The sequence below is a fragment of the Saliterribacillus persicus genome (assembly GCF_003337485.1).
Classification (GTDB): Bacteria; Bacillota; Bacilli; order Bacillales; family Amphibacillaceae; genus Saliterribacillus; species Saliterribacillus persicus.
The window spans coordinates 105,403-121,459 of sequence record NZ_QPJJ01000006.1 but is presented as its reverse complement, the minus strand read 5'-3'; the positions used below and the strand labels follow the sequence as shown (position 1 = coordinate 121,459).

Annotated in this window: 16 protein-coding genes; all 16 read left to right on the top strand. The window is 34.8% G+C overall.

Going from position 1 to position 16,057, the window contains the following annotated elements:
• The first annotated feature begins 13 nt into the window (after positions 1-13).
• The 16 genes from sucC to fliJ all read left to right on the top strand — a co-directional run bounded on the left by sucC (position 14) and on the right by fliJ (position 16,055).
• Positions 14-1,177 carry an ADP-forming succinate--CoA ligase subunit beta gene (sucC, locus tag DFR57_RS08520; protein ID WP_114352723.1) on the top strand — a complete coding sequence of 388 codons (1,164 nt, stop codon included), beginning with the start codon at positions 14-16 and terminating at the stop codon, positions 1,175-1,177.
• A 53-nt stretch (positions 1,178-1,230) separates the two neighbouring features.
• Complete coding sequence (gene sucD, locus DFR57_RS08515; protein WP_114352722.1) at positions 1,231-2,133, top strand: succinate--CoA ligase subunit alpha; 903 nt, start codon at positions 1,231-1,233, stop codon at positions 2,131-2,133.
• Positions 2,134-2,192: 59 nt separating this feature from the next.
• The gene (gene dprA, locus DFR57_RS08510) at positions 2,193-3,155 is read left to right on the top strand and encodes a DNA-processing protein DprA (RefSeq protein WP_170132945.1); all 963 of its coding nucleotides are present in this window, start codon (positions 2,193-2,195) and stop codon (positions 3,153-3,155) included.
• 107 nt (positions 3,156-3,262) lie between these two features.
• Positions 3,263-5,341 (top strand): type I DNA topoisomerase, encoded by a 2,079-nt coding sequence (gene topA / locus DFR57_RS08505; protein WP_114352720.1) that lies wholly within the window; start codon positions 3,263-3,265, stop codon positions 5,339-5,341.
• Positions 5,342-5,700: 359 nt separating this feature from the next.
• A complete protein-coding gene (gene xerC, locus DFR57_RS08500; RefSeq protein ID WP_114352719.1) occupies positions 5,701-6,615 on the top strand; it encodes a tyrosine recombinase XerC in 915 nt (304 codons plus the stop codon).
• Positions 6,616-6,633: 18 nt separating this feature from the next.
• Entirely contained in the window at positions 6,634-7,179 is a 546-nt protein-coding gene (gene hslV, locus DFR57_RS08495) for an ATP-dependent protease subunit HslV (RefSeq protein WP_114352718.1), read from the top strand.
• Positions 7,180-7,196: 17 nt separating this feature from the next.
• On the top strand, positions 7,197-8,591 hold the full coding sequence (gene hslU, locus DFR57_RS08490) for an ATP-dependent protease ATPase subunit HslU (RefSeq protein WP_114352717.1): 1,395 nt from the start codon (positions 7,197-7,199) through the stop codon (positions 8,589-8,591).
• 21 nt (positions 8,592-8,612) lie between these two features.
• Positions 8,613-9,395 (top strand): GTP-sensing pleiotropic transcriptional regulator CodY, encoded by a 783-nt coding sequence (gene codY, locus DFR57_RS08485; RefSeq protein ID WP_114352716.1) that lies wholly within the window; start codon positions 8,613-8,615, stop codon positions 9,393-9,395.
• Positions 9,396-9,708: 313 nt separating this feature from the next.
• The gene (flgB, locus tag DFR57_RS08480) at positions 9,709-10,107 is read left to right on the top strand and encodes a flagellar basal body rod protein FlgB (RefSeq protein WP_114352715.1); all 399 of its coding nucleotides are present in this window, start codon (positions 9,709-9,711) and stop codon (positions 10,105-10,107) included.
• A complete protein-coding gene (flgC, locus tag DFR57_RS08475; RefSeq protein ID WP_114352714.1) occupies positions 10,108-10,563 on the top strand; it encodes a flagellar basal body rod protein FlgC in 456 nt (151 codons plus the stop codon).
• A 48-nt stretch (positions 10,564-10,611) separates the two neighbouring features.
• A complete protein-coding gene (gene fliE, locus DFR57_RS08470; RefSeq protein WP_245937430.1) occupies positions 10,612-10,890 on the top strand; it encodes a flagellar hook-basal body complex protein FliE in 279 nt (92 codons plus the stop codon).
• 44 nt (positions 10,891-10,934) lie between these two features.
• On the top strand, positions 10,935-12,527 hold the full coding sequence (gene fliF, locus DFR57_RS08465) for a flagellar basal-body MS-ring/collar protein FliF (RefSeq protein ID WP_114352712.1): 1,593 nt from the start codon (positions 10,935-10,937) through the stop codon (positions 12,525-12,527).
• A 17-nt stretch (positions 12,528-12,544) separates the two neighbouring features.
• Positions 12,545-13,558 carry a flagellar motor switch protein FliG gene (gene fliG / locus DFR57_RS08460; protein ID WP_114352711.1) on the top strand — a complete coding sequence of 338 codons (1,014 nt, stop codon included), beginning with the start codon at positions 12,545-12,547 and terminating at the stop codon, positions 13,556-13,558.
• A complete protein-coding gene (gene fliH / locus DFR57_RS08455; RefSeq protein WP_170132944.1) occupies positions 13,551-14,315 on the top strand; it encodes a flagellar assembly protein FliH in 765 nt (254 codons plus the stop codon). The genes fliG and fliH overlap by 8 nt, the downstream gene beginning before the upstream one ends.
• Positions 14,290-15,606 (top strand): flagellar protein export ATPase FliI, encoded by a 1,317-nt coding sequence (gene fliI / locus DFR57_RS08450; protein ID WP_114352709.1) that lies wholly within the window; start codon positions 14,290-14,292, stop codon positions 15,604-15,606. Before fliH ends, fliI begins: the two co-directional genes overlap by 26 nt.
• Positions 15,606-16,055, top strand: a complete 450-nt coding sequence (gene fliJ, locus DFR57_RS08445; RefSeq protein WP_170132943.1) for a flagellar export protein FliJ — start codon at positions 15,606-15,608, stop codon at positions 16,053-16,055. The genes fliI and fliJ overlap by 1 nt, the downstream gene beginning before the upstream one ends.
• Positions 16,056-16,057: the final 2 nt, after the last annotated feature.

Genomic DNA, 16,057 nt, shown 5'->3' with positions numbered 1-16,057 from the left:
GGGAGGATGGAAGATGAACATTCACGAGTATCAGGGCAAAGAAATTTTGCGACAATACGGAGTAGCTGTCCCAAATGGAAAGGTTGCCTTTACAGTAGATGAAGCTGTAAAAGTAGGTAAAGAATTGGGATCCTCTGTAAGCGTTGTAAAAGCTCAAATTCACGCTGGGGGTAGAGGTAAAGCAGGCGGTGTGAAAATAGCTAAGAACGAAGAAGAGGTACGTACATATGCGGAAGAGATTTTAGGGAAAACGCTTATTACGCATCAAACAGGACCAGAGGGGAAAGAAGTAAAGCGGTTACTAATTGAAGAAGGTTGTGACATTAAACAAGAATACTATGTTGGTTTAGTGTTAGATCGAGCTACATCAAAAGTGACCATGATGGCTTCAGAAGAAGGCGGTACCGAGATTGAAGAGGTAGCTGCAGAAACACCTGAAAAGATTTTTAAAGAAGTAATTGATCCTGTTACGGGCTTAATGCCTTATCAAGCTAGACGTTTAGCTTTCAATATTAATATTCCAAATGAATATTTAGGTAAAGCTGTGAAATTTATGATGAATTTATATCAAGCATTTGTTGAAAAAGATTGTTCTATTGCTGAAATAAATCCATTAGTTACAACTGGTGATGGTGAAGTGTTGGCACTAGATGCAAAACTAAATTTTGATGATAATGCTTTATTCCGTCAAAAAGGTATTGTAGAATACCGCGATTTAGATGAAGAGGATCAAAAAGAAATCGATGCCTCTAAGTATGACTTAAGCTATATTGCCTTAGATGGAAACATTGGTTGTATGGTCAATGGGGCCGGTTTGGCGATGGCTACAATGGATATTATCAAACATTACCACGGCGATCCCGCTAACTTTTTAGATGTTGGGGGCGGTGCTACTGCAGAGAAAGTTACAGAAGCATTTAAAATAATACTATCCGACAAAAATGTCAAGGGAATCTTTGTGAACATTTTTGGTGGAATTATGAAATGTGATGTAATAGCAGATGGTGTCGTAGAAGCTACAAAGCAAGTAGGTTTAACCATTCCATTAGTTGTTAGATTAGAAGGAACAAATGTAAAACAAGGTAAAGAAATTTTAGCGGATTCGGGCTTAAATATAACTACTGCTGAATCAATGGCAGATGGTGCAGAAAAAATTGTTGCTTTAGTAAATGGTTAAAAAATTAAACAATCCAACTTTTAAAAAGTATTGTAAGGGAGGATCTATGTTCAATGAGCGTATTTATTAATAAAGATACGAAAGTGCTTGTTCAAGGTATTACTGGATCGACAGCACTTTTTCATACAAAACAAATGTTAGAGTATGGTACTAAAATAGTTGCTGGAGTTACACCTAAAAAAGGTGGAACCGAAGTAGAGGGTGTTCCAGTTTATAACACGGTAGAAGAAGCGGTGACAAAGACAGGGGCGAATGCTTCTGTAATATATGTTCCAGCTCCTTTTGCTGCAGATGCAATTATTGAAGCAGTCGATGCAGAGCTAGATTTAGTAATCTGTATAACTGAGCACATTCCAGTTATAGATATGGTAAAAGTGAAGCGATATATGGAAGGTAAAAAGACTCGTTTAGTTGGGCCAAACTGTCCGGGTGTTATTACTCCTGACGAATGTAAAATTGGAATTATGCCAGGATACATTCATAAAAAAGGTCATATAGGTGTTGTATCGCGTTCTGGAACATTAACTTATGAGGCTGTTCATCAGTTGTCTCAAAATGGTTATGGTCAATCTACTGCAGTTGGTATTGGTGGGGATCCAGTCAACGGAACTGACTTTATCGATACGTTAAAGGCTTTCAATGATGATCCTGAAACAGAAGCAGTTATGATGATTGGTGAAATCGGTGGTACAGCTGAAGAAGAGGCTGCTGAATGGGTTAAGGAGAACATGACAAAACCTGTTGTTGGTTTCATTGGTGGTCGAACTGCACCTCCAGGTAAGCGTATGGGTCACGCAGGCGCGATTATATCTGGTGGTAAAGGTACAGCTGAAGAAAAGATTAAGGTTATGAATAGCTGTGGTATCGAAGTTGCAGAGACACCTTCTGTTATGGGCGAAACCATGATTAAAGTGTTAGAAAAAAATAATTTGGTAGAAAAATGTAAAACGCATTAAATCAGTTGGTGAAATAGTCATTTTCTTGGCTATTTCACCTTACTATAATGGAGGGAAAAATGAATAAAATTAAATCGCGGTTAATTCATTTATATCGCTGTAGGTATATAGGACGAAGTACCTTAAAAAAATTATTTTTAATCGATCCTACTCTTCAAAGTATTTATGATTGGGATACGTTGGCATGGCGAAGTCATTTAAATTTTTCTTTAAAACAAAGCATAGCAATTCAAGAAGATCTAAAGAGTCCATTATTAATAGAAGAAGTGCAACGTGACCAAAAAAATTATAATGTAATCACAATTTTAGATAATAACTATCCAGCAACACTTTATAACATCCCCGATCCACCTCTTGTTTTATATTTAAAAGGAAATCCCCAACTCTTAACCCACAACTCGCTTAGTATTATTGGCACACGTTTTCCTTCAAAGTTCGCTTTACCTATAATGAGGAAGTTAATTCCACCGTTGGTTGAAAATAATCTTACTATTGTAAGTGGTATGGCTAGAGGTGTGGATGGACTTGCTCACGAAATTACAATGAAGACAGGTGGAAACACTATCGCTATTATTGCTAGTGGAATAAACTATGTCTATCCCCCTGAACACAAAGAATTATGTACCCAATTAGAAATGGACCATTTAGTAATATCTGAATACTCACCAAATACTCCTCCAAGAAGATTTCAATTCCCAGAGCGAAATCGATTAATTAGTGGATTAAGCTTTGGAACACTAATTATAGAAGCGAAGGAAAGAAGTGGCTCATTGATTACAGTTGAGCAGGCATTAGATCAAGGAAGAGAAGTTTTTGCTGTTCCTGGGGCGCTTCATATGGAAACGAGTAAAGGATGTAATCGTATGATTCAAGAGGGAGCTACACTGGTTCAAAATAGTTTAGATATTTTATTGGAATGGGAATCCAGAAAATATTCATGGGAGCAATTTTTAATAGAATCTGACACCGAAAGAAAAAGAAAAGTGAAGGATTTATTTGACAAAATGCAAGAAAGTATTTAATAATAGGGAAGATTTATCATATGTATAGAAGAAATGAATTTTTACACAAAACTATTTATAACAGAAAATTTGATTTTTAGATAAACCTCTTGGGAGGGTTAATGAGTATGGCAGACTATTTAGTAATCGTAGAATCACCAGCAAAAGCTAAAACAATTGAAAGATATTTAGGAAAAAAGTATAAAGTAAAAGCTTCCATGGGGCATTTGCGGGATCTTCCTAAAAGCCAAATGGGTGTGGATGTAAAAAATAATTATGAACCTCGATATATTACCATCCGAGGAAAAGGTCCAATACTAAAAGATTTAAAAACAGCAGCAAAAAAAGTAAAGAAAGTATATCTCGCAGCTGACCCCGATAGAGAAGGTGAAGCTATTGCATGGCACCTAGCTCATAGCTTGGATATTGATGTGGAATCTGAGTGTCGCGTAGTATTTAACGAAATAACAAAAGATGCAGTAAAAGATTCATTTAAGCAACCAAGAACGATTAATATGGATTTAGTTGACGCTCAACAAGCAAGGAGAATCCTTGATCGTTTGGTGGGTTATAATATTAGTCCACTTTTATGGCAAAAAGTTAAAAAGGGACTAAGTGCAGGACGTGTGCAATCTGTTGCGGTGAAAATGGTTATAGACCGTGAAAATGAGATTAATAATTTTAAACCAGAAGAATACTGGTCAATAGAAGGAATATTTCAACAAGATAAACATCAATTTGAAGGTAATTTTTACGGGATAAATGGAAAAAAACAAAAATTAAGCAATAAAAAAGAAGTAGAAGAGGTCACAAAAACATTAAAAGGTAAAAAATTTACCATAGATAAAGTAAATAAACGTGAAAGAAAAAGAAATCCTTCCCCTTCATTTACTACTTCTTCTTTACAGCAAGAAGCTGCTAGAAAGCTTAATTTCCGAGCTAGGAAAACAATGATGGTTGCACAGCAATTATATGAAGGTATTGATCTCGGGAAAAAAGATGGTGGAATTACGGGTCTGATCACTTATATGAGAACAGACTCTACAAGAATAAGTGAAACAGCAAAAAAGAGTGCGCAAGAATATATTATAGAAAAATTCGGAAAAGAATATGTAGGAAATACAAAACAAGCAAAAAATAAAGAAGGTTCACAAGACGCACACGAAGCAATTCGTCCAACAACTAGTGGTCGGGATCCATTGTCATTGAAACCCGTTTTAAGTAGAGATCAATATCGCTTATATAAACTAATTTGGGACCGATTTATAGCAAGTCAGATGTCTTCAGCTGTCATGGATACAATGACGGTGCATTTATTAAATAATGGTGTTGAATTTAGAGCAACTGGATCAAAGGTTAAGTTTAAAGGTTTTATGAAGGTTTATGTTGAAGGTACAGATGAGAATAAAAATGAGGAAGAAAAATGGTTGCCTGATTTGAAGGAAGGATCTACAGTTGATGCAACAGAAATCACGCCTAATCAGCATTTCACTCAACCGCCACCACGGTATACAGAAGCAAGGCTTGTAAGAACAATGGAGGAAAAAGGCATTGGAAGACCTTCTACTTATGCTCCTACTCTTGATACCATTCAAAGAAGAGGCTATTGTACGCTAGACAATCGTCGTTTTGTTCCTACTGAGCTAGGAGAGATTGTGATAAAATTAATAGAGGAATTTTTCCCTGAAATTATCGATGTCGCCTTCACCGTTAAAATGGAGAAGGACCTTGACTCAATTGAAGATGGCGAAAAAGAATGGGAAAAAATACTAGATGAGTTTTATCAAGGATTTGACAAAAGATTAGAAAAAGCAGAAAAAGAAATGGAAAAAATTGAAATAAAAGATGAGCCGGCAGGAATAGATTGTGAAAAATGCGGCCATGAAATGGTATACAAAATGGGGAGATATGGAAAATTCCTAGCTTGTTCTAACTTTCCTGATTGTAGAAATACCAAAGCGATTGTAAAGGAAATAGGTGTACCATGTCCGGAATGCAAAACCGGAGAAGTGGTTGAAAGAAAATCTAAAAAAAGAAGAATTTTTTATGGTTGCTCTAATTACCCTGAATGTGAATTTATCTCTTGGAATAAACCAGTAGCAAGAAAATGTCCAAAATGTAGTAAGATGTTGGTTGAGAAAAAGCAGAAAAAATCAGTGCAAATTGAGTGCTCTTCCTGCTCCTATAAAGAAGAAGCTCAATCATAAAGTGTTACAGGAAGAAAAACTTGTTGTGAACGATGTGTTCTACAACAAGTTTTTGTTTTTAATTTTGTAGAAACTATAAGTTTGATGTTGAATAGATAGAACTATGGGATACTTACTTTAAGAAATTGTGTAGAAAAAAGTAGTCGTATTAAGTGTAGTTAAACCGGAAGAATATTATCGTGTTTAGAAAAAGATAATTGTGGGAAAAGTATATACAATTAAAACAATTCAGAAAGTTGTTACAATTTAGCAAAGTTCGTTGATTCCTTATATAAACCATGTTACCATTTATCCGGATATATAAATACATAAAAAGAATAAGTTTTAAGATTGAACTTAAGGGATGGATGAGCTATATTATGAAAAATCTATTCAAACAAGAAAGAAATAAATTTGTCGAGTATTTAAAAATTGAAAAAAATGTAGCGGTTAATACACTTTCAGCTTATGAAAGCGATTTAGATGATTTTTTTAATTTTTTAATATCAGAGGATTTAAAGGATTTAAAGCTCGTGGATTATAGCACGATTCGTCACTACTTAACGACATTATATGAGCGAAGGTTAAGTAAGCGAAGTGTAGCTAGAGTTATTTCAACACTACGAGGCTTTTATCGTTTTTTAGAACGAGAAAAATTAGTAGATAATAATCCATTTTTGCATTTAGATTTACCAAAAGTAAGTAATCCAATTCCTGATTTTTTATATCCAGAGGAATTAAAAAGTTTATTTGAAGTGAACGACTTGACTAAGCCATTAGGACAAAGAAATCAAGCCATTATCGAGTTACTTTATGCAACAGGAATGCGTGTGTCAGAAATGACTTCGATTCAAGAAAACAACTTAGACTTTGAACTTGATACTATCTTAGTAATTGGAAAAGGGAGTAAGGAAAGGTATATGCCTATTGGCGCCTATTGTAAACGTGCGATCGAACAATATATGAAGGATGGCAGGTTTAAGCTTCAAGAAAAGAGTAAGCAACCTACTAAATTTCTGTTCTTAAATAATTCTGGAAACCCCTTAACTGCAAGAGGCGTTCGACATATTTTAAATCAAATAGTTAAAAAGGCGGCATTAACAATTGATTTGCATCCTCATAAAATGAGGCATACGTTTGCTACTCATTTATTAAACGAGGGGGCAGATCTAAGAGCTGTACAAGAATTATTAGGGCATGTTCATCTATCTTCTACACAGATTTACACACATGTATCCAAAGATCACTTAATGAAAATTTACAATAGCAGCCATCCTAGAGCAAAAAATAAATAAATGAGGAGCGAATGTTTAATGAATCAAGAATTTCATGCAACTACTATTTTTGCAGTAAGACATAATAATCAGTCTGCCATTTGTGGTGACGGTCAAGTGACCATGGGGAACGCAGTGATAATGAAGCATAAAGCTAAGAAAGTAAGAAAACTTTTCCATGGTCAGGTAATTGCAGGGTTTGCAGGTTCAGTTGCCGATGCATTTACACTGTTTGAAAAATTCGAAGCAAAATTAGAGGCTTTTGATGGCAACTTGTCTAGAGCTGCAGTAGAACTAGCAAAAGAATGGAGAAGCGATAAATATCTTCGAAAACTAGAGGCTATGTTGATCGTCATGAATAAAGAAGAATTCTTGCTTGTCTCTGGCACTGGGGAAGTAATAGAGCCGGATGATGGCGTATTAGCAATTGGTTCGGGTGGAAATTATGCATTAAGTGCAGGGCGTGCTTTAAAAGCACATGCTACTCATTTAACAGCAGCTGAGATTGCAGAAGCAGCTTTAAAAATTGCTGGTGAAATTTGCGTATACACTAATGATCAATTAACACTGGAAGTAATTGAATAAAAAGGAGGTTTTAAAAGATGTTTAAAAATTTAACGCCAAAAGAAATTGTAGAACAATTAGATAAATACATAATTGGACAAACAAGCGCAAAAAAAGCTGTGGCTATTGCTCTAAGAAATCGTTATCGAAGAATGCAATTAAAACCTGAATTGCGTGAAGAAATTGTTCCTAAAAATATATTAATGATTGGTCCAACTGGGGTAGGGAAAACAGAAGTAGCGAGAAGATTAGCCAAACTAGTAGGTGCTCCTTTTGTAAAAGTGGAAGCAACAAAATTCACAGAGGTAGGCTATGTCGGACGTGACGTGGAATCGATGGTTCGAGATTTAGTAGAGATGGCAGTACGAATTGTTAAGGAAGAAAAAATGGAAAGTGTGAAAGACAAAGCTGAGAAATTAGCTAATGAACGTATTGTATCTATATTAGTTCCCGGAAAGAAAAAAAATAACCAATCAAAAAATCCTTTTGATATGTTTCTAAATAATAATGCTTCCCAGCAGGATCAGGATGATTCTGAGGAAGAAAAAGAAACACTTAAACAAAGACGAGCGCAACAAAAAAAATTATTAGAACTTGGTGAACTTGAAGAAAAGGTAATAGCAATCGAAGTTGAAGAACAAACACCATCAATGTTTGATATGTTCCAAGGGTCGGGTATGGAACAAATGGGAATGAATATGCAAGATGCTTTAAGTCAATTTATGCCTAAAAAATCCAAGAAACGCAAACTACCAATAAGAGAAGCAAGAAATGTATTAAGACAACAGGAAGCTCAAAAATTAATTGATTTAGATGAAGTGACACAGGAAGCAGTGACACGAGTAGAACAAGCAGGTATTATATTTATTGATGAAATTGATAAAATAGCTGCTAAACAGGAACAATCTGCTAATGTTTCGCGCGAAGGGGTGCAACGAGATATTCTTCCAATTGTGGAGGGATCTACGATTATTACGAAATTTGGACCAGTAAAAACTGATCACATTTTATTCGTTGCAGCTGGTGCATTCCATATGGCTAAACCTTCAGATTTAATTCCTGAGTTACAAGGCAGATTTCCTATCAGGGTTGAATTTGAAAAACTTTCCGTAAATGATTTTGAAAGAATATTAAAAGAACCTTCTCATGCTTTATTAAAACAATATAAAGCATTACTTGAAACGGAAGGAATATCAATTACCTTTAAAGATGATGCGATAAAACGTTTAGCTGAAATTGCTTATGAAGTAAATCAAGAAACAGACAATATTGGGGCAAGAAGATTGCATACTATTTTAGAAAAATTATTAGAGGAACTTTCATTTGAAGCATCTGATATTGGAATGGGCAATGTTGAAATAACGGAAGCTTATGTAAACGAAAAGTTAAAAACGATAGCGTCCAATAAAGATTTAAGCCATTTTATTTTATAACATAAGAGGAGGATATTTATAATGAAATTATTAGAGAGAACGAGACAAATAAATGCGATGCTTCAAAAAGCAACAGGAAAGTCAGTTAATTTTAATGATATGTCCGCAACATTGAGAGACGTAATAGAAGCAAACGTATTTATAGTAAGTAGAAAAGGTAAACTGTTAGGATTTTCTATTAATCAACAAATTGAAAATGATCGTATGAAATCAATGTTAGAAGAAAGGCAGTTTCCAGAAAACTATACAGCAAATTTATTTAATATTAATGAAACGACGACTAACTTAGATATTGATAGTGACTACACAGCTTTTCCGGTAGAGAATAGAGAGTTATTTAAAAATGGACTTACCACTATTGTACCGATTATTGGTGGTGGTGAAAGATTAGGTACATTAATTTTAAGCCGCTTAACGGATAGTTTTAACGAAGATGACCTTATACTCGCTGAATATGGAGCTACTGTTGTTGGAATGGAAATACTGCATGAGAAAACAGAAGAAATTGAACTAGAAGCCAGAAGTAAAGCTGTTGTACAAATGGCTATAGGGTCCTTATCTTATAGTGAATTTGAAGCAATTGAACATATATTTGAAGAATTAAATGCAAAAGAAGGGTTATTAGTGGCAAGTAAAATTGCAGATCGAGTAGGAATTACAAGATCGGTAATTGTAAATGCGCTTAGAAAACTCGAAAGTGCTGGTGTAATAGAGTCAAGGTCTCTTGGCATGAAAGGTACCTATATTAAAGTTCTAAATAATAAATTTCTTGTAGAATTAGAAAATAAAAAATTAAATAAATAAAAGAAAAATCGGTTGTATAACAAATACAACCGATTTTTTTAATTTTTTGTGGAATTTTTTGAAAACCCATACCTTTATTCTTAATTGTATGGCATAATTAGGGGAAATATTGACTTATTTCGACAATAAATTACTAAATAATTTTAAATAGTCTGACAAAACAATATAACTATATACCTATTTTTTATTTTCTTTATAACTACTTTAGGCAGAATATGACGATAAGTCATAGACATGCCTTGCTATATAAATTACAATATTCGATAATAGGATATTTTTGTGACTGTCGAAATTAAATATTGGAGGGAAATAAATGTCTTTTTTTGGATCAACTATACAAAATTTAGAAAAATCTCTAGATTTTGCAACCGTCAAAAATAATACAATAGCTCAAAATATTGCCAATGCGGATACAACAAACTATAAATCTAAGAATGTTGTTTTTAAAGACGTATTAAAAAATGAATTAGAAGATACTTTTGAAACTAAAAGAACAGATCCAAGACATCTTTCATTTTCTAATCTAGATCGAAGTCAATCCTTTCGAATAACACAAAATAATTCAACTATGTATAACCATAATGGAAACAATGTTGACATTGATAAAGAAATGACTGACTTAGCAAAAAATCAAATTTATTATCAAGCACTGGTTGATCGAATTAATGGGAAATTTAGCAGCTTACAGTCTGTTTTAAGAGGAGGAAATTAGATGTCAATATTCCATGCGATGAATGTTAGTGGTAGTGGTTTAACTGCACAAAGATTGCGGATGGATACTATATCATCTAACTTAGCAAACATTGATTCTACACGAGCTACAATGAATGCGGATGGAGAATATGAACCTTATCGTCGGAAAATGACAGTTTTCCAAGCGAAAGATGAAGGTTTTTCATCCATGCTACAAAAAGCAACACAACGAGGTGGAAGTGTAGGTAGTGGAGTAAGAGTATCTGAGATAGCAGAGGATCAAGAACCATTTAAATTGGTATATAATCCACAGCATCCTGATGCAAATGAAGCTGGCTATTTTGAAATGCCGAACGTAGATCCTTTAAAAGAGACAGTTGACATGATGAGTGCAACGAGATCCTATGAGGCAAACATTACTGCAGTAAATGCTTCAAAAACAATGTTAATGAAAGCCTTAGAAATTGGCAAATAAGAAAGGGGACAATCTAACATGGAAATCAATCGCTTAACCCCCATATCGATGCAAGGTCAAGTGAATATGGAAGAAAATCAAGCAAAAAAAACCGTTGGTGAATCACAACAAGCATTTTCTAATAGTTTAAAAACAGCAATTGAACAATTAAATGATATGCAAATCACTTCTGACAAAAAAACAAATGCACTGGCAAATGGAGAAATAGACGATCTGCATGATGTAATGATTACGTCACAAAAAGCTAGCGTTGCATTACAAACAGGAGTACAGGTTCAAAATAAAGTAATAACAGCGTATAACGAAATTATGAGAATGCAAGTATAACTTTGCTTTAACAATTTTGTAGTAAACGGTTTTGGGGGCACAAAATGAAAGAAAAATGGACGCTTTATAAGGACAAAACAATATCCTTTTTTAAATCAAAAACACCTATGCAAAAGGGCATGATGATTGGTGGATTAGCATTAATCGTTATCTTAATTGCGGTTGTTAGCTTTAGTACCAATCAAACAAAAATGGTACCACTCTATGATAATTTATCAATACAAGAAGTAGGTCAAATTAAATCAGAGCTGGATGCAAGAGGAGTTGCGTATGAAATTGATGGCGCTGGAACAACTATCCGAGTCTCTGAAGCGGATGCTGAATCTCTCATTGTAGACTTAGCTGCTCAAGGCATTCCTGATAGTGGAAATATTGATTATTCGTTTTTTGCTGCCAATAGTTCTTGGGGAATGACTGAAAATGAATTTAATGTAATGGAATTGGATGCTATGCAAACCGAGCTTGCTACTTTAATTGCACAAATCGATGGCATTCAGTCTGCTGAAGTAATGATTAATAAACCAGAAGATCCAATTTTTGTGAGTGATCAGCAAGAAGAAGCTTCTGCATCTATTGTAATTAACTCACAGCCAGGGTATCAATTTGAGCCAGGGCAAATTAATTCACTTTATCATTTGGTTTCAAAATCTATACCTAACCTACCTACCGATAATATCGTCATCATGAATCAATTTTTTGAGTATTTTGATCAAAATAATTCAAATTCATTTGCGAGTAATGATACATATAGTTCTCAGCAACAGATTAAAAGTGATATTGAAAAAGATATTGAAAGACGCGTACAACGGATGCTTGGAATGATGATAGGGATGGATAAAGTAGCAATTTCTGCTACAGCAGATATTGATTTCACTCAGGAACAAAGAGTCGAACATTTAGTAGAACCTGTTGACGAGGAAAATATGGAAGGCTTACCAGTTAGTATTGAATCTATTAGAGAATCTTATACAGGTTACCCGCCCATTGATGGTGCGGTTGGAGCTGAAGAAGGAGAAATTCCTAATTATCCAGCAGGTGTAGCAGGTAATACAGGTGATTATGAATTAGTAAAAGATTCAGTAAATAATGAATTTAATAGAATACAACGTGACATAGTTGAGAGTCCTTATAAGATAAGAGATTTGGGAATACAAGTAGCAATAGATAGTATGAGAGAAAATGCTGATGGTGAGGCAGAGTTGTTAACGCAACAAGAGCAATTAGCAGTAGAAGAAAGTGTTGCTTCTATACTGGATTCAATCGTAACTACTTCTATTGATAAAACATACGGTGAAGTTGCACCTGGTGAAAATACATCGATTGTTTTCCAGCCTTTTAACGGAACTACTACACCGCAAACAACCACTACTCCAGTTATTCCTATTTGGATGTATGCAGTAGGTGGGGTTTTATTAGCTGCAATTGTATTGTTAATTTGGTTATTGCGTAGAAGAAAAGATGAGGAAGTTGTGGAAGAGCAAGTAATGAATGAGGTTGAACAAGAAGAATTTGTTCCTCCAATTAGTCAATCAGACGATTCAGATTCCGCGATGAGGCGTAAGCAACTAGAGAATTATGCGAAGGATAAGCCAGAGGAATTTGCAAAATTACTTCGAAGCTGGATTACTGAGGACTAAAGGAGGGGACTATCGAAATGGCAAAAAAAAGACAACCATTAACAGGCAGGCAGAAAGCTGCTATTTTGCTTATCTCTTTAGGTCCTGATGTTTCGGCACAAGTGTACAAGCATCTTACAGCTGAAGAGATAGAAAAATTAACTCTTGAGATTTCGTCTGTGAAAAAGGTTGAATCAGATCAAAAATTAGAGATTTTAGAACAATTTCATGAGATCGCACTTGCTCAAGATTATATATCACAAGGCGGAATTAGTTACGCCAGAACAGTTTTAGAAAAAGCACTAGGAGAAGATAAAGCTGGAGATATTATCAGTCGTTTAACTTCTTCTTTACAAGTAAAACCTTTTGATTTTGCACGAAAAGCAGATCCGAGTCAGATTATAAATTTTATTCAAACGGAACACCCTCAAACAATTGCATTGGTTTTATCTTATTTGGATTCGGAACAGGCAGCGCAGATTCTTTCTGAGCTCCCACAAGAAATGCAAGCAGATATTGCTAAAAGGATTGCAGTAATGGATTCCACTTCTCCAGAAATCATTGCAGAAGTAGAACAGATCTTAGAGAGAAAATTATCAACAACCGTAACACAAGATTATACACAAACTGGCGGTATTCAAGCAGTGGTTGAAGTGTTGAATGGGGTAGATAGAAGTACAGAAAGAACAATTCTTGACTCACTTGAAATACAAGATCCTGAGCTTGCAGAAGAAATTAAGAAACGTATGTTTGTATTTGAAGATATTGTTACGCTTGATAATAGAGCAATTCAGAGAGTTATTCGCGAGGTCGAGAATGATGACTTGAGACTTGCACTTAAAGTAGCAAGTGAGGAAGTAAAAGAAATCATCTTTAATAATATGTCTACTCGAATGGCAGAAACATTTAAAGAAGAAATGGAATTCATGGGACCTGTTAGATTAAGAGATGTAGAAGAGTCTCAATCGAGAATTGTATCAGTAATAAGAAGGTTAGAAGAAGTAGGAGAAATAGTAATTGCTAGAGGCGGAGGAGATGATATTATTGTCTAATCATCAACCTACTAAAGCAATTCCAATTAGAAGTATTAATTTTAATAAAGTTAATACTGCAGCAGAATCATCGAACACGGAACAAGAAATGATAGAAAATCTTGAAAAATCTATTCAAGTTAAGCAAAAACAACTAGAAGAATTAGAAGATAAAGTGAAAACCAAGTTAGAGAATGCAGAAATGGAAATCACCAAACAAAAAGATTTATGGAAACAAGAAAAAGAGCAACTAATTACTTCTGCAAAAAAAGAGGGTTATGAAAAAGGATTTGAAGTAGGTAAGAATGATAGTCTAGCTCAATATCACCAACTAATCGAAAATGCTAACTCGATTATTGATAAAGCAAATATTGATTACCAAAACATTATTGAAAGTAGTGATGAAGAAGTACTCCATATAGCCATTGAAGTCGCAAATAAAATCTTGCATCAAGAATTAAAAGACGACACAACATTTCATCAGATGGTTAAAGGCTTTTTAAAGCAATTTAAAGAACAGTCGACGATAAAATTATTTGTCCATCCAGACGATTATGAGAGACTTCTAGCCTTTAAAGATGAGTTAATGCAAATAGTTAATCACCGGGCTGAGTTATTTATATACCCAAATGAAGAGCTAAGTAAACATAGCTGTTTGTTAGAAACTCCTTATGGAAAAATAGATGCATCCATTGATAGTCAGCTAGAAGAAATTCGTAACCGATTGTTTCAGTTAATGGAGGAGATCGAACGTGAACATTCAGCCTTACTTGAATGATATCAAAGAATTTGACGCATATCGTAGGTATGGGAAAGTACATCGAGTAGTGGGGCTACTTTTAGAGTCTATTGGACCGGAAGTAAGCATTGGTCAAGTTTGTCACGTTCACGCTGCAAAGTCGAAAAAAAGTATCTTAGCAGAAGTAGTAGGTTTTAATGATGAAAAAGTTTTATTAATGCCATATTCTCCCCTCCAAGACATTGGGTCGGGGTGCATGGTTGAATCAACAAGAAGTTCATTATCTGTCAAGGTTGGTCGTGCCCTTATAGGTAGTGTGATAGACCCTTTAGGAAATCCATTAGATGGAACGTCTAAAGTAAGAGGCCTTATAGACTTTCCAACTGACCAAATGGCGCCAAATCCTTTGTCTCGTCCAAGAATAACCACTCCGATTCAGAGTGGTGTAAAGACAATTGATAGCATGCTTACAGTTGGACTCGGTCAACGGATTGGAATTTTTGCGGGTAGTGGTGTTGGTAAAAGTACATTACTTGGAATGATAGCTAGAAATAGTTCTGCTGATTTAAATGTAATTGCACTAATTGGAGAAAGAGGCAGAGAAGTTAAAGAATTCATTGAAAAAGAATTGGGACAAGAAGGCTTAAGAAAAACAATTATTGTTGTGGCAACCTCTGACCAACCCGCTTTAATGAGAATTAAAGGAGCTTATACAGCAACTGCAATCAGTGAGTATTTTCGAGACCTTGGTTATAATGTGAATTTAATGATGGACTCAGTAACAAGAGTAGCGATGGCGCAACGAGAAGTAGGACTTGCTATCGGTGAGCCACCTACCACTAAAGGTTATACACCATCTGTATTTGCTTTATTACCATCATTACTTGAAAGGACCGGAACAAATGCACTTGGTACCATTACTGCATTCTACACGGTTTTAGTAGATGGCGATGATCTTAATGAACCAATATCCGATACAGTACGAGGGATTTTAGATGGGCACTTTGTCTTAGATAGAAAACTAGCAGAAAAAGGACAATTTCCGGCCCTTAATGTTTTGAAATCTGTCAGTAGAGTGATGCCGGAAATTACAACTCAAGAAGAGCAGCAGATTGTTCAAAAAGCCAGAGCGATTCTCTCTACTTATGAAGAGAATATCGAATTGATTCAGATTGGTGCCTATAAAAAAGGAACCAACCAACTTATAGATGAAGCGATCACGATGCAACCAAGAATCATGGAGTTTTTGCGACAAAACGTAGGTGAATCAATTTCGAGAGAAGAAGCTATGGAGCAATTACGCCAATTGATATCTAGGAGTGTTAGATGATGGCAAAAGAGATGGTTTATGAAAAAATCTTGAGTTTCAGAGAAACAGAGAAAAATGAAGCACAAATGCATTACCAGACTTCGATGGAAAAATTTGAAGCAGTAGCTTTGAAATTAGTAGATTTATTACAAAAAAAAGAGAAGTATGAAGAGCAATATTATAGGTACTTAGAAAGAAACACAGATGTATCGACGATAAACATGTATTATAACTATCTCAGAAAAATAGAAGAAGATATTAGTCAAGTGCAGAGAAAAGTAAATAAAGCACGTGATGATATGAATAAAAAGCAAGATCACTTAACAACGCAACATGTAGAAGTAAAAAAAATCGAAAAAATTATAGATCGAAAAAGGCTCCAATTGCTAGAGCATGAAGAGTTTGAAGAACGAAAAATGATGGATGATATTTCTACAAGGCAGTTTTTAGGTAATAAAGGTAGGGGATAAGC